This window comes from Actinomycetota bacterium (genome assembly GCA_030018275.1).
Classification (GTDB): domain Bacteria; phylum Actinomycetota; class Aquicultoria; order Subteraquimicrobiales; family Subteraquimicrobiaceae; genus Subteraquimicrobium.
On the sequence record JASEGB010000001.1, the window covers coordinates 92,726 to 119,111 of the forward strand.

At 45.9% G+C, this 26,386-nt stretch carries 25 protein-coding genes; 1 reads left to right on the forward strand and 24 read right to left on the reverse strand.

Annotation, left to right across the window (positions count from 1 at the left end; translation table 11 throughout):
• Positions 1-173 precede the first annotated feature (173 nt).
• Complete coding sequence (locus QMD66_00580) at positions 174-1,418, forward strand: transposase (GenBank protein MDI6821367.1); 1,245 nt, start codon at positions 174-176, stop codon at positions 1,416-1,418.
• 135 nt (positions 1,419-1,553) lie between these two features.
• Here the strand turns inward: QMD66_00580 and QMD66_00585 are convergent, their stop codons facing one another.
• From QMD66_00585 to QMD66_00700, 24 genes are all read right to left on the reverse strand, one after another.
• On the reverse strand, positions 1,554-2,636 hold the full coding sequence (locus QMD66_00585; GenBank protein MDI6821368.1) for a DUF3866 family protein: 1,083 nt from the start codon (positions 2,634-2,636) through the stop codon (positions 1,554-1,556).
• A 32-nt stretch (positions 2,637-2,668) separates the two neighbouring features.
• Entirely contained in the window at positions 2,669-3,787 is a 1,119-nt protein-coding gene (locus QMD66_00590) for a M20/M25/M40 family metallo-hydrolase (GenBank protein MDI6821369.1), read from the reverse strand.
• 9 nt (positions 3,788-3,796) lie between these two features.
• Positions 3,797-5,440, reverse strand: coding sequence for a CTP synthase (locus QMD66_00595; GenBank protein MDI6821370.1), 1,644 nt, complete (start codon positions 5,438-5,440; stop codon positions 3,797-3,799).
• Positions 5,441-5,525: 85 nt separating this feature from the next.
• A complete protein-coding gene (locus QMD66_00600; protein ID MDI6821371.1) occupies positions 5,526-6,347 on the reverse strand; it encodes a hypothetical protein in 822 nt (273 codons plus the stop codon).
• Between the two features lie 5 nt (positions 6,348-6,352).
• Positions 6,353-7,051 (reverse strand): glycosyltransferase family 2 protein, encoded by a 699-nt coding sequence (locus QMD66_00605; protein MDI6821372.1) that lies wholly within the window; start codon positions 7,049-7,051, stop codon positions 6,353-6,355.
• Between the two features lie 22 nt (positions 7,052-7,073).
• Positions 7,074-7,919 carry a copper transporter gene (locus QMD66_00610; protein MDI6821373.1) on the reverse strand — a complete coding sequence of 282 codons (846 nt, stop codon included), beginning with the start codon at positions 7,917-7,919 and terminating at the stop codon, positions 7,074-7,076.
• Between the two features lie 11 nt (positions 7,920-7,930).
• The gene (gene steA / locus QMD66_00615) at positions 7,931-9,052 is read right to left on the reverse strand and encodes a putative cytokinetic ring protein SteA (GenBank protein MDI6821374.1); all 1,122 of its coding nucleotides are present in this window, start codon (positions 9,050-9,052) and stop codon (positions 7,931-7,933) included.
• Positions 9,053-9,409: 357 nt separating this feature from the next.
• Positions 9,410-10,270: an NAD(+)/NADH kinase gene (locus QMD66_00620; protein ID MDI6821375.1), complete on the reverse strand. Its 861-nt coding sequence runs from the start codon at positions 10,268-10,270 to the stop codon at positions 9,410-9,412.
• A 47-nt stretch (positions 10,271-10,317) separates the two neighbouring features.
• Complete coding sequence (locus QMD66_00625; GenBank protein ID MDI6821376.1) at positions 10,318-11,130, reverse strand: TlyA family RNA methyltransferase; 813 nt, start codon at positions 11,128-11,130, stop codon at positions 10,318-10,320.
• Between the two features lie 29 nt (positions 11,131-11,159).
• Positions 11,160-13,106, reverse strand: coding sequence for a 1-deoxy-D-xylulose-5-phosphate synthase (gene dxs / locus QMD66_00630; protein MDI6821377.1), 1,947 nt, complete (start codon positions 13,104-13,106; stop codon positions 11,160-11,162).
• A gap of 84 nt (positions 13,107-13,190) precedes the next feature.
• On the reverse strand, positions 13,191-14,075 hold the full coding sequence (locus tag QMD66_00635) for a polyprenyl synthetase family protein (protein MDI6821378.1): 885 nt from the start codon (positions 14,073-14,075) through the stop codon (positions 13,191-13,193).
• Positions 14,056-14,271 carry an exodeoxyribonuclease VII small subunit gene (xseB, locus tag QMD66_00640; protein ID MDI6821379.1) on the reverse strand — a complete coding sequence of 72 codons (216 nt, stop codon included), beginning with the start codon at positions 14,269-14,271 and terminating at the stop codon, positions 14,056-14,058. Before xseB ends, QMD66_00635 begins: the two co-directional genes overlap by 20 nt.
• A gap of 145 nt (positions 14,272-14,416) precedes the next feature.
• Complete coding sequence (gene nusB / locus QMD66_00645) at positions 14,417-14,839, reverse strand: transcription antitermination factor NusB (protein MDI6821380.1); 423 nt, start codon at positions 14,837-14,839, stop codon at positions 14,417-14,419.
• A gap of 46 nt (positions 14,840-14,885) precedes the next feature.
• Positions 14,886-16,232 carry an acetyl-CoA carboxylase biotin carboxylase subunit gene (gene accC, locus QMD66_00650; GenBank protein MDI6821381.1) on the reverse strand — a complete coding sequence of 449 codons (1,347 nt, stop codon included), beginning with the start codon at positions 16,230-16,232 and terminating at the stop codon, positions 14,886-14,888.
• A gap of 71 nt (positions 16,233-16,303) precedes the next feature.
• Positions 16,304-18,151: an acetyl-CoA carboxylase biotin carboxyl carrier protein gene (gene accB, locus QMD66_00655; protein MDI6821382.1), complete on the reverse strand. Its 1,848-nt coding sequence runs from the start codon at positions 18,149-18,151 to the stop codon at positions 16,304-16,306.
• 74 nt (positions 18,152-18,225) lie between these two features.
• Entirely contained in the window at positions 18,226-18,792 is a 567-nt protein-coding gene (gene efp, locus QMD66_00660) for an elongation factor P (protein MDI6821383.1), read from the reverse strand.
• A gap of 66 nt (positions 18,793-18,858) precedes the next feature.
• Complete coding sequence (locus tag QMD66_00665; protein MDI6821384.1) at positions 18,859-19,923, reverse strand: Xaa-Pro peptidase family protein; 1,065 nt, start codon at positions 19,921-19,923, stop codon at positions 18,859-18,861.
• Positions 19,924-19,941: 18 nt separating this feature from the next.
• On the reverse strand, positions 19,942-20,388 hold the full coding sequence (gene aroQ / locus QMD66_00670) for a type II 3-dehydroquinate dehydratase (GenBank protein MDI6821385.1): 447 nt from the start codon (positions 20,386-20,388) through the stop codon (positions 19,942-19,944).
• Positions 20,389-20,426: 38 nt separating this feature from the next.
• Entirely contained in the window at positions 20,427-21,560 is a 1,134-nt protein-coding gene (locus tag QMD66_00675; protein ID MDI6821386.1) for a tetratricopeptide repeat protein, read from the reverse strand.
• A complete protein-coding gene (locus QMD66_00680; GenBank protein ID MDI6821387.1) occupies positions 21,551-22,609 on the reverse strand; it encodes an O-antigen ligase family protein in 1,059 nt (352 codons plus the stop codon). The genes QMD66_00675 and QMD66_00680 overlap by 10 nt, the downstream gene beginning before the upstream one ends.
• Positions 22,606-23,706 (reverse strand): 3-dehydroquinate synthase, encoded by a 1,101-nt coding sequence (aroB, locus tag QMD66_00685; protein MDI6821388.1) that lies wholly within the window; start codon positions 23,704-23,706, stop codon positions 22,606-22,608. The genes QMD66_00680 and aroB overlap by 4 nt, the downstream gene beginning before the upstream one ends.
• On the reverse strand, positions 23,703-24,221 hold the full coding sequence (locus QMD66_00690) for a shikimate kinase (GenBank protein ID MDI6821389.1): 519 nt from the start codon (positions 24,219-24,221) through the stop codon (positions 23,703-23,705). The genes aroB and QMD66_00690 overlap by 4 nt, the downstream gene beginning before the upstream one ends.
• A gap of 137 nt (positions 24,222-24,358) precedes the next feature.
• Positions 24,359-25,513 carry a chorismate synthase gene (gene aroC / locus QMD66_00695; protein MDI6821390.1) on the reverse strand — a complete coding sequence of 385 codons (1,155 nt, stop codon included), beginning with the start codon at positions 25,511-25,513 and terminating at the stop codon, positions 24,359-24,361.
• A gap of 312 nt (positions 25,514-25,825) precedes the next feature.
• Positions 25,826-26,383, reverse strand: coding sequence for a hypothetical protein (locus tag QMD66_00700; protein MDI6821391.1), 558 nt, complete (start codon positions 26,381-26,383; stop codon positions 25,826-25,828).
• Positions 26,384-26,386: the final 3 nt, after the last annotated feature.

The window sequence follows — 26,386 nt, forward strand, 5'->3', positions numbered from 1 at the left end:
AATGCCTGAGGTAGACGAAGCTCTTTTTACTACAACAACGGCGTTATCTCAAATTACTGTAGTTTGGCAAAAAATTAGCTAAAAGGAACAAAACCACTGATGTGGAAAACCTCCAGAAAGTGAAAAGTGAATATTGATAGCAAACAACAATCCACCTTCTGGAGGCAGCTTCCATGATAGCAAAAATCGCAGGACCATCAAAGCATTTACTGGAATTCCTTTTAGCTCTCAATCTTAGACTCACCAAGCCTCAATTTAGACATTTAAGAGAGGTAGTGGATGCATTGATAGTTTGCGAAGCACCCAAAACCTTAACACAATTGAATCGACAGTTAATGGAAAAAAGAGACCCTTATGCATTAGCCGACTTCTTCACTTATAGCCCTTGGGACTGTGAGGATGTCCAATCAAAGATCAAAAAGTCCTTGATAGATTCCGCTTTAAAGGATAATTCCTCTGAATCCAAGGTCATCCTGATCTCAATTGATGATTCCATGACCAAAAAACCGAAGACAAGCAAGCATTTTGAACCAGTTGATTTTCACTTCAACCACACAGAAGGGCTCTCGTCTTTTGGGCTTTCCTTTCTAACCATGCATGTTAAGATCGGCAAGCACTCCTACCTCATTGACCTGAGGCCATACTTGAAAGAAAGGACGGTTCGCAAGTTAAACAGGAAGCGTCCCAAAGAGAAAAGAGTAAAGTTTAGGACCAAATATTCTTTAGCCAAAGAGATGCTTGCTGATTTAGAACCACTCCTCCCCAAGGACAATCAGATCTATGTTCTCTTCGATAGCTGGTATGCCTCAGCTAAGTTGATCAAATTCTGTTTCCGCAAAGGTTTTAATGTCATCTGCAGGATCAAACATAACCGAAAGATTAACGGTAAGAGGGTCTCATCTTATGCCAAGCGCTTAAGGAACAAGAGCTTTAACAAAGTGATGTTGAGCTCCGCTACCCACCTCACATCCACTTTTAAGGGCTTCATAAACGATTTCGGTGAGGAGGTTAAGGTGATCATCTCAAAAAGGCACCCCCGGGATAGATACCCGGAGTACTTCTTGTCGACAGATACCTCCCTTAAAGCAAAAGAAGTGCTGAATTACTATGAGAGGCGCTGGCAAGTAGAGATCGACCATCTTTACCTTAAGACTCGGTTGGGTTTGGGAGACTTCAGGCTAAGAACGGTTGAGGGCATCACCAAATACCTAACCCTTTGTCTTCTAGCCTTAGCTTATCTTCAGCATCGTTTGGTTAAGGACGCTCGACTCAAAAACATCTCTCAAGTAATCTTCAAACATCGCCAGGAACACTTCCAGCTGTTTCTAAAAGAGGTCTGCAAGATGACTCTTGAAAAAGTTCTCTTGAACCAGCACTTGAAAGATTTATGCCAAAGGCAGCGTGATATTCATTTGTGAATGAGCAATTAAATTTGCCAAACTATAGTCAAATTAAATTCTAATTTCCAAATACTAAGAATTTAGAATTTCGGATTTAGGATTTGGACTTAAAGGTTGTCAAACTACTTTCTGAAATTATGTCTAGGGTATAGTTTATTTTAACAAGCTAAGGGCGTATATGCCAGCAGCTCCCGCAGCCTGAAAGAATTCAGGTTCCTCTTCAATGCCACGACCCATGGTGGTCACATCATCAAAACCAAACCTTTTCAAGGCTTCAAGGGTCACACCATTTTCGATTATTTCGATCCGGTGTTTGGAAGCTATACCGGATTCCTTGAGTTTATGCAAAACCATTTCCATTTTTCCCCGAGACATTCTGGGCAGAGTAACCACACAGGAAACGAGTGCTCCCTTGGAAAGGGCGGTGATGGTGTGGTGGCTTACCCCAATATGGCGAGCTCGCTTATCCTTAAAACCGATTCGAGGAATGGCGATAGGACATCCATTAAGAGAGGCAACGGCATTTATGATTTGTCCCTGCTCCATAGCGCTGAATCCCATGTGGGTATCAGTTCCCACGGTACCCGGTCCCATTATCACCACTGTGATATCGGTTTGGATGACTACTCTACACGCAATCAGACCACTGAAGATATTAACGGCCTCAAGATCTCCACCAAAGGCGTGACCTATGGTTACCGTTGCATCCAACAATTTTAAACTTTTCAGTTTATGAACCAAATTACTGAAGGCGATGGGTAACGCGGCTCCATCGGTCATGATATATGCCATCTTCGCCTTACCGTTAATCGCCTTCACCGTTGTCACCACTGCCGGAAGCTGACTATGGAGAGTTCCCACGATAACGGGCATTCCCTCTAAGTTCATGCTTTCCCTCATCAACTGGTGAAAGGGGCTTTCCTGTTCCTCCACGGATAGACATCTGAGCTGGAGAGGCGTATATCTGAGCTTCATTATATGCCCGGGGTGTTGGAGAGAAGTTGATCTATGGCCATAATTCCACAGCACGAAGTGTTTCCCGCCCGTACCCAACTCCAACTCCACAGCTGTGGTGTTAAGAACCACTTTGTCGCCGGGTTTGATATCGCCCGTTAATTGATCATAGTTTATAGCCCTCGAAATCTCACCTTCAAGTTCAACCTTAACTTCTGTGAGATCATTCCTTCGATTTATGACCTCTAAGACCTTAGCTTCCTTGAAGCTGATGGTTCCCAACTTACCTTCATCCCCACACAGTTTTCTATCCTCTACCCTCGACTTACCAATCTCACTATTTCTAGGATCATGTTTGCTGCAACTTCCAAATCTGCGATGGTAATCTGCTCACTCGTCGAATGAACGTTCACCGCTCCCACACTTAAATTGACAGTGGGAATACCCGCTTTGTTGAAGATATTGGCGTCGCTGCCACCACCCGTGGCGATGAGTTTTGGCTCAATGCCCACAGCTCGTGCAGCATCCACAGCAATTTTTATAACCTGATCCTCACCACTCAAAGCGAAACCATCGTAAACCCGATTTACCTCAAGATCCAATTTAGCTCCCACGGTTGTGCTCCCCTTAACAAGACAACTTTTCATGTGCCTCACTTGAGTTTTGAGCTTCTTGAGGGAAAGACTCCGAGCTTCACCTTCGATTGAGGTTTCTTCTGGTACAATATTAGCTGCTAAGCCTCCCTTTATAACTCCAATGTTAGCCGTGGTTTCACCATCGATCCTTCCAAGATCCATCTTAGAGATGGCGATGGCCGCCGCCTGAATAGCATTTATTCCCCGTTCGGGACATATCCCGGCATGAGCGGACTTGCCCCTGAATAAAGCCTTAATGGAATCCTGGAAAGGTGCACGGGTTACGATTCTTCCCGGAGGTCCTTCGCAATCCAGGATATAGCCAAACTTGGCTTTAAATCGAGAGAGATCAAGATTCTTGGAGCCAAAGAGTCCTTTTTCTTCAGCGATGGTGAACACGACCTCGATATCCCCATGGGATAATCCAACGGCTTTAAGGACATAGAGCAGTTCAAGAATGATGGCCACACCCGCTTTATCATCGGCGCCAAGGATGGTATCACCTTTGCTGCGGATGATTCCATCCTTTATCTGAGGTTCGATGCCTATACCCGGCTCGACGGTATCCAAATGAGCATTAAATAAAAGGGTGGGAGCCGTGGTATTACCGGGAAGATGCGCTATTACATTTCCGGTATCGCTCCCAACTCTTTCGCCCGCATCATCGATGCAGACATCGATATCTAATTTACCCAGTTTGTTTACAATATATTCAGCTACTCTCCTCTCATAGAATGTAAGACTGTCGACTTTTATTAGTTCCGAAAAAGTCTCAACCAACCTCGATGTATTTATCATTTTTCCTCGCTATTTCAATCCTACCTTCCGGCAGGCGGGCTTGCGCCTCCTCCGCTTTTGATATTGCAAAGCCGCTCCGATGAAATCCTTGAATAGAGGATGAGGTCTATCGGGTCTGGATTTAAACTCCGGATGGAATTGGGTGCTCACGAACCATGGATGATCCGATAATTCGATGATTTCCACCAATTTCTCATCCGGAGAAAGACCGCTGAAAACCATGCCCCTATCGGAAAGCTTTTGTCTATACCGGTTATTCACCTCATAGCGATGTCTATGTCGCTCGAAAACGAGATCACTTTCATAGGCAGCATGGGCTTTAGTACCCGGGACAAGGGTACAGGGATAGGCTCCAAGTCGCATTGTCCCTCCCATCTCCCTTATCTCCTTTTGCTTCGGGAGTAGATCAATTACCGGATGGGGCGTATTCGGATCGAACTCCGAACTATTGGCGTCCTTCAGTTCCGAGACATTGCGGGCGAACTCCACCACCGCGCATTGCAAACCCAGACATATCCCCAAGAAGGGGATTTTATTTTCCCGGGCGAATGTTACGGCACGGATCTTCCCCTCTATTCCACGAACACCAAAGCCTCCCGGCACCAAAATTCCGTCGATTTGAGAAAGCCTTCTCTCAACCTCCGCCGGGCTCAAAGTCTCCGCATCCACCCATTGCAGATCGATTTCCCTCTCGCGATAGAATCCCGCATGTCTCAAGGCTTCGACCACGCTCAAATAGGCATCGGGGAGTTGTACGTACTTCCCGACCAAAGCGATTTTAACTTTCTCACGGATATTTTGAACTCTCTCAATCAGCCTCTCCCACTCGGAGAGATCCGCCTCCCCACAATCGAGCTCCAAGTGTCCGACGACGATATCGTCCAATCCTTCCCGATGAAGAATGAGTGGAATCTCATAAATATTATCCAGATCGATGGCGGAGATGACGGCATGAGGATCGACATCGCAAAAGAGAGCGATCTTGCGCTTAAGAGCATCGCTCAAAGGGCGGTCCGAGCGACAGACTATGATGTCCGGTTGAATTCCTATGCTCCTCAATTCCTTCACACTATGCTGGGTAGGTTTGGTCTTAAGCTCAGCGGGAGCGCGGAGATATGGGATGAGGGTCACGTGGATGTAGAGAACATTTTCCTTCCCCACATCTTTTCTGAACTGCCTAATCGCCTCCAAGAAGGGTAAACCCTCGATGTCTCCCACGGTTCCACCCACTTCGGTGATCACGATGTCCGGCTGATTCTCGCCGGCCATTTTCAAGATTCGTTCCTTTATCTCATTGGTGACGTGAGGGATGACCTGAACGGTTCCTCCAAGAAAATCTCCCCTGCGCTCCTTGGTCACGATGGACCAGTAAATTGTACCCGCGGTGACATTACTATCCCGGTTCAGATTCTCATCTATGAAGCGCTCGTAATGTCCAAGATCAAGATCCGTTTCGGTCCCATCCTCAGTCACGTAGACTTCTCCATGCTGGAAAGGACTCATGGTCCCAGGGTCCACATTCAGATAAGGATCGAGCTTTTGAATGGTCACTTTAAGTCCCCTACATTTTAATAGCCTTCCCAAAGAAGCACAGGTGATGCCCTTTCCCAGCGAAGAAACCACGCCTCCGGTGACGAATATATATTTTGCCACACAAACCCTCTCCTTTAATCCAGTCGATGATCACGATTTCATAGTTAAATTCTACCAATTACTGCCGGTTACCACTAGTTACTCCCTACTTCCTGCGTCCCCATTCATCCATCCTCCTTAGAGCGGGTACCCTTAAAATAAAAGCGGAAATTGAATGCCTCTCCGCATAAATTTGAATCGTTATGAGCATGGCCAGGATGACGAGATTTATAAATCCCTGAAAATTAGCGATAAAGGAAAGACCGATGAGGGCTCCCAGAATATTCGATCCCACATCGCCCAACATGCACCGCTCGATGAGATCGGCTCGAAACAAAATCAAAATCGGTCCTACAAAAATCCCCCCAAGTTTCCAAATCGGACTGCGAAGGGTGAATAAAAAGATCGCCAAACTTAATATTAAAAAAACTTTAATTGCTCGTCCAGGTCTTACATCGAGAAGGTTGAATGTATTCATGCACAGAGCCAATAAAATTGCATTAACGATGAGAAAAAATGAGTTTTCCGAAAAAATGCTGGCCACAAAGAGGGAAAGCAGTCCCCCTCCCAAAGCCTTGAGGGCACCCGTGGTCAAATGACCCCTTGCAAGTTCTCTGAAATGTCCTTTGAATCCACCCTGAGCCCTGGTTCCAAAGAGATCATCCAAAATTCCCAGAAAGCCCATCCCTAAAACTAGGGCGGTCAGGGGGAACAGCCATCTTTCAAAAAACAAAAGCTCTTGTGGAAATAAAACCGAGGTTATACCAAGGATGGCTATGAAATTGATTATTAACAAAAGACCTCCGCAGTTTGGTATCTTCCGTCCCCGATAATTCTCCCGCAAACAGCTTAAGGAAAGGAGAGAAAGGAGAAGGGGGAAAATCACCGCACTCACCATGAGTGATGTCAACAAGAACCAAAGAAACAATGAATTCACCTCCCTGGCCAGGCAGGCCCTGGCCGGGCAGGCAGGCGAGACAAAACTGACCTTAGAACGTGATAAAATTGACGACCCCTATGTACAAACCCTCCGATATCCCTTCCCGTTTCAGCATGGGACATGGTCGTGGGTATCTCCACGACTTTAAAGCCCAATCGAATGGTATCGATGGTAAGACCAACTTCAACCCCGAAACCGGGGTCAAATTTCCTCACCCTCTCCACAACCTCGCGGGTCAGTGCCCGTTGACCACATAATGGTTCGGACACAACCCTTCCTGTGCACCGTTTAATCCCCCAACGAGCAAATTTCTTGACCAACCCAAATCCCCCTTTAAGGCTTGGCTCGGGAAAATCGGCGATTGTCATATCCGCCTCTCCTCTGAGGACGGGTTGTAAAAGCTTCTCCACCTCAATGGCGGCATCCGCCAAATCTCCATCGACCAAGAGTAAAACATCGTAATCCAATCCCCTAAGAGCTAGGTTCAAAGCTCCGCCCTTTCCAAGATTCCTTCCAGTGCGGATTACGCTCGCCCCCGCCTTCTGAGCCTCAAGTCCAGTATCATCCCTCGATCCATCATCTATTACGATTATTTCATCGATGAGCGGTATTCGCTTCAAAGCGGCAACGGTTTTGCCGATTCTCTTGGATTCATTGAAAGCGGGCACTAAAACTACAGTCCTTTTCCTCAACACTTCTCCTTAATATCGTGAACTAAGGGGGTAAAAGCCTCTCAGCCGTGGACTTAATGCCAAAATTTCCAGCCTTTCCTTGAAGTACAAGGATCAAAGCCACTCGCCCGGGGATGGTATCTACATTGTCAACGCTGGTTATACCAGCATTTTTATAAGCTGGAATGGATGAAACTTTTGCATCGGTGGTTTCCACCCCGACCACAAAAATTTCGAGTTTTTTGAATTGTTCGATCAAAAGTGAATCTACATTGGAAATTTCGGATTTCTTCTGACTTTCTCCAAAGAGGACGACGTTCTCCACGGGAAGATTGAGTTCTCCACTTATTCTTATCAACCCCAAATTCGCTAACTCCGTTAGGAAAACGGAATCCGATGTTGTAACGAGCTCCATCGCCAGCTTTTCAACGACTTTTTTCTCCAGTTCCGATCTCGATAGCTTTTCCTCCGGAAAAAATGTGCTCAGTTTACCTCGGATATCAGAGCGCTTCGATCCAAAATCGGGGTGGAGGATTAAAAGAATGAAGCTTTTGGCATTAGCTTGATCCAAGGCTTCCTTCACTCCCCTTTGAACCTCTTCGGAGACCTTCGAGGTCACAATGATGGTTATTCTTTTCCCCTCCAATCGCCCCTCCACAATATGGGGGAAAATTTCCCCTTGGAATTCTTCATTCCTTTTGAGTTCTCTTCCAAGCAAACGATTTTCCCCTCTGAGCTCATTGATATCCCTTTTTACGCTTTCCACCAGAGCTTTTTGCTGCTCAACCAAGATACCTTTATCCACAATTACCGTTCCCAACAGAATTCCAACGCCCAATGCGAGGAAAACCGCAACCAAAGAGGCTATATGATATCTCATGTCAAACATCGTGCTTCTCCTTAAATCCCAAAAATTAAGCGCAGTTTGTAAGCAAGCAGAGTAAGAAGTTGCCTGATGAGGGGTGAAGCTGCGACGATTGCGATGACAGTGACAAAAGCAGCCAAGAATATGAGTAATAAATAGGAAAATTTGACTCTACTGCGGTAAAGCTTATTCACACCTTTAGCATCAACCAATATACCTCCCACTTTAAGCCGCACTAAAAAGGTGCTGGCCATTCCCTCTCGACCTTTATCCAAAAATTCGATGAGATTGGCGTGTGTTCCCACGGCTACTATTAATTCCGCCCCCTTCTCATAAGCCAAAAGCAAGGCTACATCCTCGCTTATTCCAGAGGCTCTAAAAATTATGGGAGAAAGACCCAAATTCTTTAAGCGAGAAAGCCCAGGTGCTCGGCCATCCGAATAAGCGTGGACTATCAGCTCGGCACCGGAGAGCAAAGCCTCATCGCTTACGCTGTCCATATCTCCAATGATTATATCAGGTTTATAACCCTCGTCTATCAGGGCATCGGCTCCTCCATCGACACCAATCAAGACGGGTTTGATTTCACGGATATAAGAACTCAATGCCTTCAGATCGGACTTATAATCATAGCCTCTGACTACCACCAGAGCATGGCGCCCATTGAAATCGACGGAAGTTATGGGTAAATTCACTCCTTCTAAAAGTAGAGCCTTTTCCTTTTGCATATAATAAAGGGTATTAGTGACAAATTTCTCGATTTCGGTGCTCAAACCTTCCTTGGCCTTTTCTATTTGCCGTTGAATGGTGGGAATCGTGAGGACTTCGCCACTGGCAATGGGCTCACCGCGTAAGAAAATTTTACCTTCCCGGATGACGAGCCTTTCACCCTCCTTGACCCTCTTAAAAATTTCGTCACCCACATTATCTATTAGATATACACCCGCCGAGCACAGGAGCAGGGGTCCTATATTTGGATAACGTCCAGTACTAAAAGAGCTTGCATTAATGACCGCCCCCGGTTTAATCTCGATTAGAGCTTCCGCGGTTACTCTATCCAAATCTCCGTGGTCTATTACCGCAATTTCCCTTGGCTTCAAACGCTTGACCAGGTTCTTTGTCTTTCTATCCAGACGAACCCTTCCCTCAAAATACATATATTACCTCACAATATCCCACAGATATTTTACTCCTAAAGATTAGATGTATTATTAACAAAATGGTTAACACTATGGTCGGGTGAAGTGCTCCGAAAACACGCGGTCGGCCTGGTTTCAGTTTAACCAAAGTCATCTCCGGCCGCCGCTCGGGTCTCGCCTCGCTACAAAACTTTGAGTATATTCAGAACCTTTCATAGGCGAGGCTCCGACACTTTCTTAACACTTACCCCTCCCTCGAATGTATAAAATGCAAACCTAACTCGTTAATAGTCCAGTTAAGGAAAGAAGGTTAAACATTCCCATGATAAAATTGAGAGGGCGAAATTCAAAATGCAGCAGTGCGGTATCCGTTGCTTAGAAGGATTCCCAGATTGCAAGTTTCTCTTTTAAAAGGGTATAGAAGTTTCGCCCATTGAGCTTCACCAAGCTAATGGAAGAGGCCGAGGTAGAAACCCTCACAAAGTCAAAGGGTTTTCCCTCAAAAATGATCATCCCATCTGCGCTCACCGTGACCCTCAATTGCTCACTCTTAGAACACACTTTTATCTCGTCCGTGTCGTTCAAGATCACAGTCCTGTTAAAGAGGGAATGTGGGCAAACCGGTGTCATAAGAATAAGTCTCGTATCGGGAGAAACGAGTGGTCCTCCCACCGAAAGGGAATAGGCCGTTGAGCCCGTGGGGGTTGCAAAAATGAGACCATCGGAAGCATATCTACCGAAAAACTCGTCGTTGATGTAAACGTCGAATTCCAGCAGTCTTTGCCGCACTCCTCTCCCAACAACTATTTCATTTAGGGCCATATGCTTGGCTAAACTTTTTCGCCCCTGAACGACTTCACAATCGAGCATCATCCTCTTCTGCAAACTAAAATCTTTATTCATTATCCTGGTGAGTGCGGGATATAAATCTTTGACCTCTATTTCGGAAAGGAAACCAAATTTACCCAAATTGACCCCGAGAATCGGTATATCACTGCCCCGAAGCAATCTCACAGCTCTTAAGATTGTGCCATCCCCACCGAGAACGATGACCAATTCAATGTCCTCGGCGATCTTCTCCTCGGGATAGCCTAAATCTGGACGATTTAAGGTTAAAGCTTCATCTTCGGGTATCTTTACCTTAATATTCCGTTCACAGAGCCAATTTACGACATCCCGTGTGATGGAGGCAACCTCTGTTTTTCCAAGATGAGCCACGATGGCCACGGCTTTCATGATAATCCCCTACGATTCTGAAATACATTTAATATTTCCCAAAATCTCTATAAGGATCTTTGGGCCTCCTCTACAATGCTCTTGACCCTTTTCAATATATGGGGTTCTTCCGTTTTCCTTTCACCATCCAAGACTAAGTGCATGAGGAATTCGATATTTCCCTCCGCTCCTCGAAGAGGAGAAAAGATAAGATCTTTGACCTCAAACCCTTCGCCTTCGAAATATCTCCAGAGATCTACGAGGACCCTTTCATGCACCTTGGGATCCTTTACGATTCCCCCCTTGCCCACGAATTCTCGGCCAGCCTCAAATTGTGGCTTAATTAGAACCACCAATTTCGCCTTGGGCTTCAGGAGCTTAATCAAATTCGCGGTTATCTTCTTTACGGAAATAAAGGATAGATCGACCGTGGCAATATCGGCTAAGGCGGGTATTTTATCCGGTGTCAGGTATCGAATATTGGTCCGCTCTAAGAGATAAACCCTAGGATCTTGGCGGAGACGCCAAGCTATTTGCCCATAACCTACATCCACAGCAATCACTCGTTTTGCCCCATGTTGGAGTAAGCAATCCGTGAATCCCCCCGTTGAAACCCCAACATCCAAAGCTATTTGCCCCTCCACATCTATTTTAAACTCATCGAGAGCCCTTTTGAGCTTAACCCCACCCCGGGAGACAAAGGGAGTTTCCTCCCCTTTTATGCTAATAATGCTCTTGGGATCGATTAGAGTCCCCGCCTTGTGCACAACTTTATTATCCACGAGGACTCCTCCCTCCAAAATAGCAGCTTGTGCTCGCTCCCTGCTGGAGAAAAATCCCCTGTTGACCAAAACCACATCCACGCGCTCTCTCCTGCCCATGAACCCTCCATATTTCACAGTTTAAGCAACTAGCTTGGAAGCTCGGTAATCCGAGAGCTAACTTCTTCAACGTCGCGATCGAACTTCTCCACCAGTTTATCGAGCTTCTTAAGTCCATCCTCTACGGTTGATGCGACCCCTGGCGCATCGAGATTCAAAGAGGATAAGAGATCATCAATGGACCCGTGGGTTATAAACTCGTCCGGGAGACCCAACTTAAGCAAGGGGAGAGAAATACCCCTATCATTTAAAACTTCCAATACGCCACTGCCGAAGCCGCCTATCGAGGAATTTTCCTCCAGAGTTACGGTAAGATCATGATTTGGACATATCGTGTAAATCAACCTTACATCGAGAGGTTTGACGAACCTTGCATTCACAACGGTGCACGAAATTCCCTTTCCTTCCAGAATCTCCGCAGCTTTTAAGGCTATATTTACCATCCTCCCAATGGCCAGAAAACATACATTTTTGCCCTCTTTTAGGATCTCTCCCTCGCCTATTTTGAGCATATTAAAATTCTTGGAGCGTTTCACACCCAAGGCAGAACCCCTGGGATATCTCACAGCCACTGGGCTTTCAATGTTAATGGCAGTATACAGCATATGGCATAGCTCGTCTTCATCCTTCGGAGCCATGACCACCATATTGGGAATATGTCTTAAGTAAGTGAGATCAAATGCACCATGATGAGTGGGACCATCCTCTCCCACAAGTCCAGCTCGGTCTATGGCGAAAACAACGTGTAAGTCCTGTAGGCATATATCTTGGATGATTTGATCGTAGGCTCTCTCCAAAAAGGTTGAATATATTGCGACCACGGGAAGCAATCCACCCAGACTTAGACCCGCTGCAAAGGTGACCGCATGCTGTTCAGCAATGCCTACATCAAAGAAGCGGTCCGGAAAAGCATCCGCGAATTTATCCAGACCCGTGCCGCTGGGCATGGCCGCGGTTATTGCTACTATCTGTTGATTCTCCTTCGCCAGCTCCACCAAGGTATCGCCAAATATTTCAGTATACGATGGAAACCTGCTCTTCTTCTTGGGTTCCCCCGTCTCGATTACAAAGGGCGCTGTTCCATGAAACTTATCCGGATTTCTTTCGGCTGGTGGATAACCACGTCCCTTCCTGGTCAAAATGTGGATGAGCACTGGTCCACTGATTTCCTTGGCCAGTCGAATGTTTTGCTCCACGGATTCAATGTTATGACCATCGATTGGTCCCACATATTTTATTCCCAGTTCTTCAAAGATCATGCCAGGTACCAGTAGGTGCTTGAGACTCTCCTTTATGTGACCCCCAATTGTATACATCATTTCGCCGACGGCGGGTATCCTCTTTATTCTTTGCTCGATTTCCTCCTTTATCCTGTTATAGGCGGGGTCAAGGCGAATTCGACTGAGGTAGGAAGACATGGCTCCAACATTATTGGCTATGGACATCTCATTATCGTTCAATATCACCATCAATTTCGTCCTTAGATGACCGGCTTGATTCAGAGCTTCATAGGCCATCCCCCCGGTGAGAGAACCATCCCCAATGACGGCAACGATGGTTTCACCGGTGCCCCTTTTGTCCCTGGCCTCGGCCAAGCCCAAGGCTATACTTATAGAATTGCTAGCATGACCAGTATCGAAGACATCGTGCTCGCTCTCCGACCTCTTGGGAAAGCCACCTAGGCCACCGTATTGACGGATGGTGTCAAATTGATCCTTTCGCCCGGTGAGCAACTTGTGAACATAGGATTGATGTCCCACGTCCCAGACGATTTTATCCTTCGGGCTGTCCAGAGCACGGTGTAATCCTATGGTCAGCTCGACTACCCCAAGATTGGGGCCGAGGTGCCCACCGGTCTTTGAAACGGTGGAGATAATTTTCTGACGAATTTCTTGAGCTAAAATTCGTAATTCGTCAGGTAAAAGATTTTTCAAATCAACTGGAGAATGGATTTTATCTAGAATTTTCGAACTCACTTTGAACGCCCCTTAAATTCAGTTGATAGCCATAGTCAATGGTAATAATCTTTTCTTTTTAAACTATCTAATATATTGATGGCGTTATGACTCTCTTTCACGAACAAATTCTGCAAGATTCGCCAAAGCCCGAGTATCTTTATCCCTCAATCTGGTCAAAGCTTCTTTTGCTTTATCCGTTTCTTCTCGTGCCAATTCCCTGGATCTCTCCAAGCCAAAAGCCGCAGGAAATGTTGGCTTTAATTGCTCTCGATCGGAACCAATTTTTTTCCCCAAAAGAACCGTCTCTCCAACTACATCGAGAATATCATCGGTGATTTGAAAGGCTAGACCAAGATGGTGTGCATACTCAGTGATAATCGCCAATTCTTCTTCGGAGGCACCGGCCAAGATGGCACCGACTCTGGCTGCAGCCTTTATAAGCTCACCGGTTTTGTGGGTATGAATGAAATTCAAGGTGGCGAAATCAACTCGTCTCCCTGAGGAGAGAACATCCATAACTTGTCCTCCAACCATTCCCCGAGCACCAGAAGCCGATGCCAACTCCCCGATAACCCTAATGATCTTGAGAGGATCATCGGTTTGTTGTTTGGCGGAAACAAGATAAAAAGCTTCAGCAAAAAGGGCGTCTCCAGCTAAAATTGCAATATCCTCACCAAATAAAACATGGCAGGTTGGCTGGCCTCGTCGAAGATCATCATTATCTATCGCCGGTAAATCGTCGTGTATCAGGGAGTAAGTGTGGATATATTCAATGGCACAAGCTGTGGGAAGAACTCCTTCGGGTGCACATTCAAAAGTCTCGGCACTGAGGAGGGTGAGTACTGGCCTAAAGCGCTTACCACCTGAAAAAAGACTATGCCTCATGGCCTTATAAATCACTTGGGGATAATTATCCTCCGAAGGGAAAAAGCGGTGTAAGGCATCCTCAACCAGCAACCGTTTTTCCTCAGGATAGATTGCTCTCACTCTTATGCTCCTCCAACCCCTCTTCGAACCAGCGGGTGTTATCAACCTTTTCGGTACATATATTGGCCAAACGAATTCCCTCTTCCAGCAGATCCAGCGATTCCTCTAAACTTGCTTCCTTTCTCTGCACCAAACTTACGATTTTTCGAAGACGATTTAAAGCTTCTTCAAATGTAAGTTCTTCACTACGAGTCATGAGTCCCTCCTTGCTGTAACTATTCTTACCACTCTGGTTAAAGATATTTCTCGATTTTTATTGCATCTTAATCCGAATCCACCACCTCAATTCTTCTTCCAATTATAAAACATAATCTTTTGATCACAAATTAGTTCGAGAGAGATCAGGATTCGCTTCCACTGCAGGATTTTTGGAGATCGAGAGCAATTCGACCCAAAATGCCATTCACAAACTTACCCGAATCTTCGGTGCCATAGGCCTTGGCCAATTCAACCGCCTCGTTGATGGAAACGCTGAAGGGTATATCGCTTTCATAGATCATCTCGTAAATGCCCATTCGGATGATATTTCTATCCACGGGGGGCATCCTCTCCAATGCCCAATTATCCGCATAGCCTTCTATCATTTCATCTATATGCTTTTGGTGCTTGGCAACGCCCTCGATTATCCTCAAAGAAAATTCGGAAAGGGGTTTCTCCCCAGCTAAAGCTCTATTCTTAATTATCTCGCATAGAGAGCTACCAGTAATTTCCCTTTGATAGAGAACTTCTAAAGCCATTCTTCGAGCTTTTCGCCTCTCAAGCATTTTAATACCCCGAGGGCAAATCCCACTTTTAATAAGAAATAATCCATCACCGATTTAAAATCCGTCTCGAAATGAAATCGGTGTAAATCTCCCCTTTTCTGAAAAATTCATCTTCCACGACCTTTAAATGGAAGGATATGGTGGTCTCCAGGCCGACAATGATGAACTCATTCAAAGCCCTTCGCGCCCTTAGGATCGCCTCATCGCGAGTTTCGCCCCATACGATGAGCTTGGCCAAGAGCGAATCGTAATGTGATGGGATGACATATCCGGAATAGAGATGGCTGTCAACCCTGACCCCGGGGCCCCCAGGCGGATTGAAGAGTTTGATCTTCCCCGCTCGGGGTAGAAAACCTTCCTCTGGATCTTCAGCATTTATCCTGAACTCGATGGCATGTCCGTAAAGCTTAATATAAGATTGAGAATGGGCCAGCCGCTCCCCAGCCGCTAAACGAATCTGCTCTTTAACGATATCTACTCCGGTCACCATTTCAGTTACCGGATGTTCAACCTGAATCCTGGTATTCATCTCCATGAAATAGTAATTTCCCTCTTCATCAACCAAAAATTCAACGGTTCCAGCATTCACATAATTGGCCGCTTTAGCCGCAGCCACGGCGGCTTTCCCCATCTCCTCTCTTTCCTCACGGTTAAGAATCGGCGAAGGTGATTCCTCAATGAGCTTCTGATAGCGCCTTTGGATGGAGCAGTCTCTTTCACCCAGATGAATCACATTTCCGTACTTATCTGCTAAGATTTGGAATTCAATATGGCGGGGTTGTTCAATGTATTTTTCAAGATAAATATCGGAATTACCAAAAGCCGTTCCGGCCTCCGACGATGCCGTTTGAAGTAACCTCTTCAAATCACCCTCATTGTAAGCTATTCTCATTCCCCGACCCCCTCCACCAGCCGCGGCTTTGATAATCACGGGATAGGATATCTCCTCGGCACAGGCCAAGGCTTCCTCCTCACTTCCAACAATCCCATTACTCCCGGGGATAACAGGAACCCCCGCTTCCTTCACTAGCCTTTTAGCCTCGATCTTATTGCCCATAGCAGAGATGGCTTTAGAAGAGGGACCGATGAATGTAATACCGCACGACTCGCAAACTTCAGCAAATTGGGGATTTTCGGCGAGGAAGCCATAGCCAGCATGGATGGCATCGGCACCGGTAACCTCGGCGGTGCTGATGATACCCGGTATATTCAAATAGCTTTTACCGCTGTCCGGTGGACCAATGCAAACGGCCTCATCTGCAAGCTTCGTATGAAGAGAATCCGCATCCGCTTCGGAATATACCGCCACTGTGGGGATATCGAGCTCCCTACACGCTCTTATAATCCTCAATGCGATCTCGCCTCGATTAGCGATGAGTACCTTCTTGAACACTTCATCCTCTCCTTATCCCTCAATGCTGGTCGCCAGTCTCGCTTAAAATTTACAACCTCTTATCAACTTTTTCATCCTGTTGGTTCATACAAAAATAAAACCTGACCATACTCCACTGGGTGACCATTCTCCACCAAGATTTCTTTGATTATTCCCTTTTCCTCGGCGGTTATCTCATTCATCAACTTCATGGCTTCCAGAATACAGATCGTCTGCCCCTCCTCAACGGCATCGCCAATCTCCACAAAGGGAGGTGCACCAGGAGCTGGAGCTCTATAAAAAGTGCCGACCATTGGAGCAGTTACCTCCTTCCAATGGTCGGGATATTTCTTAGCCTCAACTTGAGGCTTAGTCTCGCTGGCTTGTCCGCTTTCGGTAACCTCAACGCTGGGAGCCGATCCAGTGGTCCCCTTGCGCACGCAAATCTTGACCCCTCCCTCCTCCACAACAATTTCACTTACATTGCTCTGCTCGATTATCCTCACGAGTTCCCGAATCTGCTCTACATCCATATATCCATCCTCCTTGACTGCGCTAATTTCTCGGCTCGTCAAGAAAACGGTCTTCTCCACGCTCTTCCTGGCGCGATTCTCTAAATATTCCCTAGCCGGTTTTGGGAAAAGAGCAAAAGTTAAAACATCCTCTTCGCTCTGGGCTAAATCTCCAATTTCCTTGGCATAATCCTCAAAGGTTTCCGTTAAAAGCTCCGCCGGTCTTACATCTATGCGCTTTTCACCACTCAAAATCTTTCGTTCGATTTCGGGATCCATGGGACCAGGGGGACGACCATATAACCCCTTCACATAATCCCTCATTTCATCGGGAATAACGTTCCACCTTTTTCCGCTTAAAACGTTGATTACAGCTTGAATTCCCACGATTTGACTCAAAGGTGTTACAAGAGGTGGATATCCAACTTCAGCTCGCACGCGCGGTATTTCCTCTAAAACCTCAGGCAATCTATCCAGGGCATTTTGCTCCTCCAATTGACTGTAGAGATTGGAGATCATTCCCCCCGGAACCTGGTGGGAAAAGACTTTCATATGCGTAAGAGAGGTTACTCCGCGCTTAAAGCCCCTCCTTTCCCGAACGGATTCCCAGTATTCAGCTATCTCGTAAAGGAGATCCAAATCAATCCCAGGATCATGGGGAGTATCCTTGAGAGCAGCCACTACCATCTCAACCGCAGGCTGAGAGTTTCCAAAAGCCAAAGGCACAGTAGCCGTGTCTATAATATCCACACCCGCTTCTATTGCCTTGATGTAATTCATGGGAGCCATGCCCCCAATATAATGGCAATGGAGCTGTATGGGTAAATCGATTTCCTTTCGTAGACGCTGAACTAGTTTATGAGTGCGATATGGGGTAAGGAGAGCCGCCATGTCCTTGATGCAGATGGAGTCCGCCCCCATTTCCACGAGTTCAAGGGCGGTGTTCACATAATGTTCAAGGGTATGAATGGGACTAATGGTATAACAAACCGAAGCTTGAAAGTGGGCACCGGCCTCTTTGACGGCCTCAACGGCGGTTTTGAAATTCCTCGTATCATTGAGGGCATCGAAGATACGAAAGATGTCGATGCCATTTTTTGCCGCATGATGGACGAATCTCCTCACTATGTCATCTGGATAATGCTTATAGCCCACAAGATTCTGACCCCGTAGGAGCATCTGTAAAGATGTATTTCGCACGTGGGACTTGATCGTCCTCAACCTATCCCAAGGACTCTCATCGAGGAATCTCAAAGGTGCATCGAAAGTGGCTCCACCCCAAACCTCCATTGAATGGTAACCGACTTTATCCATTTTCCCAAGGATGGGTACCATATCCTCCGTGCGCATACGGGTAGCCCAGAGAGATTGATGGGCATCCCTCAAAGTGGTATCGGTGATTTTAATCCGCTTTGGTTTCTGTCTCATTCCACCCACCTTTTGAATTCCTATTTTAACAGGAAAATCCCTCCCTTGCCTACCACCCTTCCATTATTCCACTCTTATTTTCCAGTTAACCTCGTAATGTACTCACCCGAACGGGTGTCTATTTTCACTATGTCTCCCTCCTCGATGAAGAGGGGAACTTGAATAACGGCTCCCGTTTCTAGGGTAGCGGGTTTTGTCCCCCCAGTTGCCGTATCTCCCTTCACACCCGGAGGAGTGCTTATGACCTTCAACTCCACAAAGGTAGGAAGCTCCACACCAATTGGTTTTCCCTCATACATCAAAATCTCCAAAGTCATTTCCTCCTTTAGATACTTTCTCGCCTCCCCGATTTGTTCCGAGGACAGGGAAAGTTGTTCATAGGTCTCAGCATCCATGAATACGTAATTACCATGGTCGGAATAGAGGTATTGCATGAGACGATGGTCAAGCCTCGCAAGTTCTACCCTCTCCCCGGCTCGAAATGTCTTATCAATGATAGCACCGGTTTTTATATTTCTTAGTCTTGTGCGCACGAAAGCCTGACCTTTGCCCGGTTTTACATGCTGAAAATCCAGAATGGTATATAGAACGCCGTCTACCTCGATGGTCATCCCCGTTCTAAACCGGTTGGTCGTAATCATAAGTCGATCTCCCTCCAATCAATCTTCTGAATCTATCTAGTATATCCATGATCGCGGAATGATAAACTAAAGCTCGAGTAGATCCTTAGTTGATGTTGTTAAAATTTCTATTCCACGTTCTCTTAAGACCACCAAGTCTTCGATACGGACCCCGCCAAAACCTGAGATATAGATCCCCGGTTCGATTGTTGTAACCATTCCGGCCATTAACCGCTCATTGCTCTTCGGTCCCAGTGTGGGGATCTCGTGAATCTCCAATCCAACTCCATGCCCCAGATTATGACCAAAATTGCTACCATAGCCCATTTGACTCAGATAATCTCTGGCGATCCCATCGGCCTGGGCGCCGGTTTGACCCGCGGATATCCCATCCAATGCTCTTTTCTGAGCCTGTAAGACCAGCCGATAAATCTTGCGTTGTTGCTCGGAGGCCTTCCCCAAAACCAAAGTTCTAGTTAAGTTGGAGTGGTATCCCTCATATACCGCTCCGAGATCGATTTTTACGAACTCGCCTGGGTGCAAGCCTTTATCAGTAGTTCGAGCATGAGGTATGGCAGAACGTGCACCGGACGCCACAATTATATCAAAACCCACTTTCTCAGCACCACTTTTGCGCATAAAGTATTCCAATTCAATGGCCACATCTCGTTCGGTTACTCCCACTCTTATAAATGGCAAAATATGGGAAAAAGCTTGATCCACTATCTTTGCAGCTCGAGCTATCCGAACTATCTCCCCCTCCTCCTTGATGGCTCGCAATTGTTCTACCATTTGAGGCAAGGGATGCAAAAGGATATCACCCAATTCGGAGAGCTCAATATACTCCTTAAAGGTGAGAAAGTGGGATTCGAAGCCAATCACCTTTAGTCCCAATTTTCTAATCAAGCTCGCCAGCTCGTCGTAGCCTGAATTCGTGACCTTAAGAATTTCACATCGGGAGGCTTCCTGAACCGCTTGCTCAAAATGGCGAAAGTCTGTGAGGAGAAAGGTGTACTTTCCATCTATCACCAGCATTCCTGAGCCCGTAAAACCAATAAGATACCGCAGGTTCTCGGGTTTTTTGATGAGCATGGCATCAACCTGAGCTTCTTCGATTTTTTGCCTTAACTTAGAAATCCTCTCAGAGATCATGAGTTTCTCTAACGGCGATTATTTTTCTTGTTCCTTCAGCAATCTTTTTGCCGCCTCCAAAGCTAAATAATAGCTGTCGGGACCAAACCCAGCAATTTGACCCACGGTGACCGGGGCAATAACCGATTCCCAACGGAACTCCTCTCGAGCATAAATGTTGGAAAGATGTACCTCAATGGTGGGGATATTCACGGAAGCAATAGCATCACGGATGGCTATACTGTAATGTGTAAAAGCTGCGGGGTTAATGATAATGCAATCGATTTTACCTGCTGCCCATTGAATCTTTTCCACAATCTCCCCTTCATGGTTCGACTGAAAAACCTCCAATTCTATTTGGCTCTGAGAAGCTTGTTCTTTGAGGGCGAAATTTATCTCCTCAAGTCTCGTGGTCCCATAAATCTCCCTCTCCCTTAACCCCAATAAGTTCAAGTTTGGACCATGGATCACTATAATCTTAGCCATTGCCATCATCCTCCCTACAAGTTTAATTCCCTTTTTAATTATTCCCTTTTTAATTCGGTGAGCTTATTCTTTGCCCCCTTATTTTTCGGTTCAATCTCTAGTACCTTTTCAAATTCGAGCATGGCCAGTGCCAATCTATCCATCTTCTCATAGATTAAACCAAGGTAAAAGTGAGCCACGGTGCTCCTTGGATTGAGTTTCACTACTTGCCCGTAATCCTTTGCTGCCTCCTTGTACATTCCCTTGTTGTAATATATCCACCCTCTACCCAGATAAGCCGTCTGGTTACGAGGATTTAAATCTAAAGTCATGGTAAATTCATGTAACGCTTTATCCAACTCACCGAGAGTTACATATTCGTTCCCCAGGTTAAAATGAGCTTTCTCAATATAGCGTAAAGCTCTTTGAGGATACCAGTATCTATATATGGGTTTTAAGCTTATGGCTTTCTTAAATTGACCTATCGCCATTGAATGGTCGCCTCTAAAAGCGTAAAATTCGCCCAACAGGACATAATGCGAAGGATCATTGGGGTATAGACTCTGAGCCCGTTCCAATTGTGATAGAGCCTGAGAGAACCACCCTCTTGACCAATAATAAACGCCCAAATCGGAATGATAGTCGGCCCAGAAAGGATTGAGGGCTATCGCCTTTTTTATTTCCCTGATCGCTTCATCCACCAATGAAATCCTCTTCAATCGCTGTGCTCTCTTGTAACAGACATCAGCGAGATGGGCGTGATATTCGGGGCAAATGGGATCAAAAAGTGTTGCCTTTCTAAAAACAACGCAAGCTTGGGAAAACTTTTCCCCTCTCATTAATGATTCCCCCCGCTGGGCAAATTTTAAAGCCACGGCATAGTTCGCTAGAATGAGTAGAATCAGACAGAAAGCTACAATTACTGTAGCTACGCTCATATTTTTAGATAGTTTTAAGGATGTCTTGACAACCCTTTGAGGGAATGCTAGCCCCTCGAGGGAAAAGGTCAACCCCACTAGGGACCAAAAAATCATGGCTACCAGAGGGGTGTACCAATCAAAATCGATCAAATTGCGAACAAGAAATGCTACGGATCCCGCAAACAAGGCTAAGGCAACTCCCCTTATAGGCTCATCCCGCAGGTTTAAAAGTAATCCAAATTGCTTTTTCAAAATGAGCAGAACTATAGCCAAAAAAGAGCAAATCCCACTGCTCCCGTTTCCGCAAAGAGCTCGAGATAAGTATTGTGAGCATGCTTTGAATAGATACCGCCATGCTGATATACAGGATAAATACGGGCGTAGGTTCCAATCCCCGTCCCCAGAAGGGGAAAATTCTTTATCATTCTCAAAGTCCCCTTCCAAAGATGTAATCTGCCCTGCACGCTTGTAACTCCTGCTTCCTTGGTAAGCCCCGGATACAAGGCAATCTCCGGGGAATACTTCCCAGTCATTGTGATCACGGTCAGACAGAAAATGAGGGCAAATATCCCCAAGAGCAGCAAATTCGCTACTCCCTTCCACTTCTGAGTTTTAGGAATCCCCACAGCCAAGATAGCCACCACGACCATGAAACAAAGCCAGCCTCCGCGGGAAAAAGTGAGAAATAAGCAGGTGACCATAACGACACCGGCGATCAGTAGTGCCACTTTTTGCCATCTATCCTTGGCATTTAACAATAGCACGAAGGCCACGGGAATGAGCATGCAAAGAAATCCCGCGAGATGATTAGGACTAATGAATATGGAGAATACCCTACTGGGGATATCGAGAGATAAGCCCCTTCCGGCTACATATTTCGAAAGCATCTTGAAACCAGCTACGTATTGAAAGATGCCGTAGCTGGATAATAAAGTTCCGCAAAGGACAAAAATGGCGAGGAGTGAGGTAACCTCCCATTTTAATTTGATGTTGTTGGCTACGAGCCAAAAGATCAAAAAATATGAGAATATCAGGAGCAAAGCATCTCGGCTAGCGTATAAGCAGACCAATCCAAAGGTGGAGATGACAGCGGTGATGCCGAATAAAATCAGGGGGATGTCAAGGTCAGTGTGGTAAAAACTTGAATTTTTCCGTCTCGCTTCCAAAAGCCAGAAGGTACCGAGGAAAATTAATAAGGTGTATAAACAAGCCTTCGTTTCCTGGAAATAACCCGCTCCATTGATAAAAGAGATATATAAAAAGAAGGCAAATATTAGGATGGGGGTGGATCTTTCCAGTCTAAGATGGGCTTTATTTGTCAATCCAGTCTCCTCACATCTTCTAGGGCTTTGCTGACTATGCGAGAGGAAATCCCCATGACCACGGGAGACCCAACTGCCTTTAAGAGCACAAAAATATTGGCTTCGCCCCGCCTCTTCTTGTCCACCACGATTTGATTTAATATGGCATTGGCATCGAGTTCGGGTAATTTAAGGGGAAGCCCTGCGCGTTTCAATAATCTAATGTGTCGATCAACCAAAGAGCGGTCTATTAGACCGAACTCATGGGCGATGAAGGCAGCACAAACCATTCCCACAGAAATGGCTTCTCCGTGCAAGAATCTCCTGTATCCGGTCAAAGCTTCGATAGCATGGCCGATGGTATGTCCATAATTGAGAATTGCCCGCCTGCCAAAATCTCTTTCATCCTCCTCCACTATCCTTGCCTTGATCCGGCAACATTCGGAGACCACTCGCGACACGAGCTCTTCATCCAATTTCAATATCGATTCCAGGTTTTTCTCGAGAAAGGAAAGAAACTCCTCTCCCTGCAGAAAGCCATATTTTATGACTTCTGCAAAACCAGCCTTAAGCTCTAGTTTAGGTAAAGTTTTTAGCGTTGCGGCGTCGGTGAGAACGAAATTTGGCTGGTAGAAGCATCCTATGAGATTCTTTCCCCGAGGGTGATTTACAGCAACTTTTCCTCCCACACTGCTATCCACCTGGGCGAGCAAGGTTGTGGGAACCTGAACCAAAGGTACTCCACGCATGTAAGTAGCAGCTACGAAACCCGCAAGGTCTCCAATTACTCCTCCCCCAAAAGCTATGATGGGATCGAAACGCTGAGCATCCACCGCCAGGAGTTCATCGTAAAGCTTTGATGCCATTTCAAGGGATTTATACTCCTCACCATCGGGAACTTCTAAAAAATGATATTCAAAGCGGGCTTTCAGAAAACTTTCTCGGACAACCTCTCCAAAAAGGTTCAAGATCGTGGGATTGGTAATGACAATGACTTTTCTTCCACAACGGGGAATGGATTTTACCCTGTCCCCAATGGTCGAAAGAATTCCAGATCCCACATAAATTTTATAACTGCGGCCTCCCAATGCCACCTCAACGGTTTCAAATAGCTTCATGACGTTATCTTCTCTCCCAACTCCCGCTGGATTCTTTGCACCACCTGTTCCACGGAAAGACCCGTTGTGTCCACGATCAAATCGGCTACCTCTTCATAAATCTTCTCTCGACTTGAGAGCAGCTTCTCGATCTGCATCTTTGGCTGTGGGACGTTTAAAAGTGGTCTTTCACCGGAGTTCTTTACCCGCTCATATATCGCCGATAAGGCCGTTTTAAGGTAAATTAAAATTCCTTTGCTTTTCAAAGCCTCTACATTCCTGGGATTTAAGACGGCCCCTCCACCACAGGCTATAATCTGCCCCTCGCCCAAAGAAACTTCGGCGATTATCTTCGCCTCTAAGGCACGAAAAACAGGTTCACCAGAATCTTCGAATATCTCCCTTATCCGTCTCTTGGCTCTTTCTTCTATCAAGGAATCCGTATCCACGAACCTGTAATGCAACCTCTCGGCCAATCTCTGCCCAACACTACTCTTACCCGATCCCATAAACCCTATGAGCACGATATTCTTCACATCCATTCACCTTCGATTCATTCACTATTTACATCTGCTAATTCACTAGGTGGGCTGTTTGATTCTAAAATTAAAACTATCAACAGCCAAACAAGTCTAAGATTCTGTGAACTGTGAACCGTGAACCAATCACTAAATCACCATTTCCTCACTCTCTCGATGTAATTTTGATAGTTACATTTGACCTCATTGAGGCTATCTCCACCGAATTTTTCAAGGACAGCGGAAGCCAGCTCCATGGCCACAACCGCTTCTCCGATCACAGCAGCGCTGGGGACTGCACAGACATCGGCACGTTCTTTAAATGAAACGGTCGACTCTTTAGTTATTATATCAACGGTTCGCAATGGTTTACCGAGGGTGGGGATGGGCTTCATAACAGCCCGAAGAAGGACCGGTTCCCCATTCGTTACTCCACCTTCCAATCCCCCAGCTCTATTCGTCTCACGGTAGAACCCTCTGGAAGCATCGAAAAATATCTCATCGTGAGCGGATGAGCCCCTCATCGAAGCCAACTTAAAACCCTCTCCAATCTCAACTCCTTTAATTGCAGGTATGCTCATAATCGCTTGAGTCAACCTCGCATCCAATCTCCTATCCCAGGATACATAGCTTCCCAACCCTGGAGGAACTCCATAAGCTATGATTTCAAAAATGCCCCCCAGAGTGTCCCCATCACTCCCAGCCTCTTCAATCTCCCTCACCATTTCGAGGGATGCCTTTTCGTCGATGCATCTCACTGGGGAACGATCTATCTCGGGAATATCCTTAAGCTTAGGTGGGGAAACGATCTTCGCTGTATGGGTTCCGATGCCTATAACGTGGCTTAGGATTGAAATGTTCAATTCCCGAAGAAGAGCTTTGGCAATGGCTCCAACACCCACCCGAGCTGCGGTTTCCCTGGCGCTTGCCCTCTCCAAAACATTGCGGATGTCCCTTTGCCCCGTCTTTAGAACACCAGCGAGATCTGCATGCCCAGGTCGAGGCGTGGTTACTGGTTCCATTTCCACAGCTTTTTCAATGGACATCGCCCTCGACCAATTTTCCCAATCCCTATTCCTGATGAGTAAGGCTATGGGGCTACCGAGGGTCTTACCAAAACGCACTCCGCTTAAAATCTCCACTTCATCCCGCTCTATCTTCATTCTTCCACCCCGACCCACGCCCATTTGGCGTCGAGAGAGTTCAGAATTGATGTATTTTGCGGAAATCTTTAAACCACAGGGAATCCCCTCCACAATGGCAATAAGAGCTGGTCCATGGGATTCTCCCGCTGTAAGAAACCTAAGCATCATCTCACCTCTTATTCATTTCAAAAATCATTCAAACTGCTTCTTATATAACATAAAACGGCACCGAGCAGGAGTGCCGCCCATGGACTAATATTTCTATTACTTGTATGCCATAGACATAATTTCAAAAAGGTGGCTCAAATCCTAAATTCGAAATCCTAAATCCTAAACAAATTCAAAACGAAGTTTTGGTCATTTGATATTGTTTAGAATTTGGTGCTTTGTGCTTAGAATTTGAAACATTCCTTTGCTTAAGGATAATGTTTTGGCAAAAAGAGCTTCTGCCGTAGCGATTTATGTCTAGCCTTACTATTACTTGTATATCTCCTCACCCAACTTTAATACAATTTTATCATCCCCGTAAAGAAGGGTGACACTATCGGTCCCTATCGATAATACTTGATAGGGAGAATCATTTATTCGATCTCCCTCTTTAACCTTATATATGGTGCTCCCATATTTTATGGAGGCATATTTCGTTCCATCCTCAGTATAAATATCCTCAAGGGCGAGAACTTTTAGCGTTGTTTCAGTCGTATCCGTGACAGTGGGCGTAGTCACCTTGGTGATCAAAGGCTTAAAGGGATCTTTACTCTCGTATACTTCAAAAGACTCAACCCGATCAACAGGGGAAGGAGGAGCCGTTGCAATCATTTTCTCCGCCTTCTCTTCCTCCTTTGGTGTGGATCGAGGTGGTTGAACCACACGCCGGGGTTCCCTGGGAGCCTTGCTAATCACCAAAAATAAAAGCGCCAAAGCAACGACGAATATGATAAGAGCAGCGATGATGATCATTAAAACCTTTTTGCCCTTGGGCATTTCTAAAAACCCTTTAACTTTGGTTACATAATCCTTCACCTCTTGTGCCATTTT

Bases quoted from the DNA above. Each gene is read 5' to 3' on its own strand.
- QMD66_00580 (MDI6821367.1), top strand. From the start codon at position 174: ATGATAGCAAAAATCGCAGGACCATCAAAGCATTTACTGGAATTCCTT.
- QMD66_00590 (MDI6821369.1), bottom strand. From the start codon at position 3,787: ATGATAAATACATCGAGGTTGGTTGAGACTTTTTCGGAACTAATAAAA.
- QMD66_00610 (MDI6821373.1), bottom strand. From the start codon at position 7,919: ATGTTTGACATGAGATATCATATAGCCTCTTTGGTTGCGGTTTTCCTC.
- steA (MDI6821374.1), bottom strand. From the start codon at position 9,052: ATGTATTTTGAGGGAAGGGTTCGTCTGGATAGAAAGACAAAGAACCTG.
- QMD66_00620 (MDI6821375.1), bottom strand. From the start codon at position 10,270: ATGAAAGCCGTGGCCATCGTGGCTCATCTTGGAAAAACAGAGGTTGCC.
- QMD66_00625 (MDI6821376.1), bottom strand. From the start codon at position 11,130: ATGGGCAGGAGAGAGCGCGTGGATGTGGTTTTGGTCAACAGGGGATTT.
- xseB (MDI6821379.1), bottom strand. From the start codon at position 14,271: ATGACTCGTAGTGAAGAACTTACATTTGAAGAAGCTTTAAATCGTCTT.
- nusB (MDI6821380.1), bottom strand. From the start codon at position 14,839: ATGCTTGAGAGGCGAAAAGCTCGAAGAATGGCTTTAGAAGTTCTCTAT.
- accB (MDI6821382.1), bottom strand. From the start codon at position 18,151: ATGAGACAGAAACCAAAGCGGATTAAAATCACCGATACCACTTTGAGG.
- efp (MDI6821383.1), bottom strand. From the start codon at position 18,792: ATGATTACGACCAACCGGTTTAGAACGGGGATGACCATCGAGGTAGAC.
- QMD66_00665 (MDI6821384.1), bottom strand. From the start codon at position 19,923: ATGATCTCTGAGAGGATTTCTAAGTTAAGGCAAAAAATCGAAGAAGCT.
- aroQ (MDI6821385.1), bottom strand. From the start codon at position 20,388: ATGGCTAAGATTATAGTGATCCATGGTCCAAACTTGAACTTATTGGGG.
- aroB (MDI6821388.1), bottom strand. From the start codon at position 23,706: ATGAAGCTATTTGAAACCGTTGAGGTGGCATTGGGAGGCCGCAGTTAT.
- aroC (MDI6821390.1), bottom strand. From the start codon at position 25,513: ATGCTTAGGTTTCTTACAGCGGGAGAATCCCATGGACCAGCTCTTATT.
- QMD66_00700 (MDI6821391.1), bottom strand. From the start codon at position 26,383: ATGGCACAAGAGGTGAAGGATTATGTAACCAAAGTTAAAGGGTTTTTA.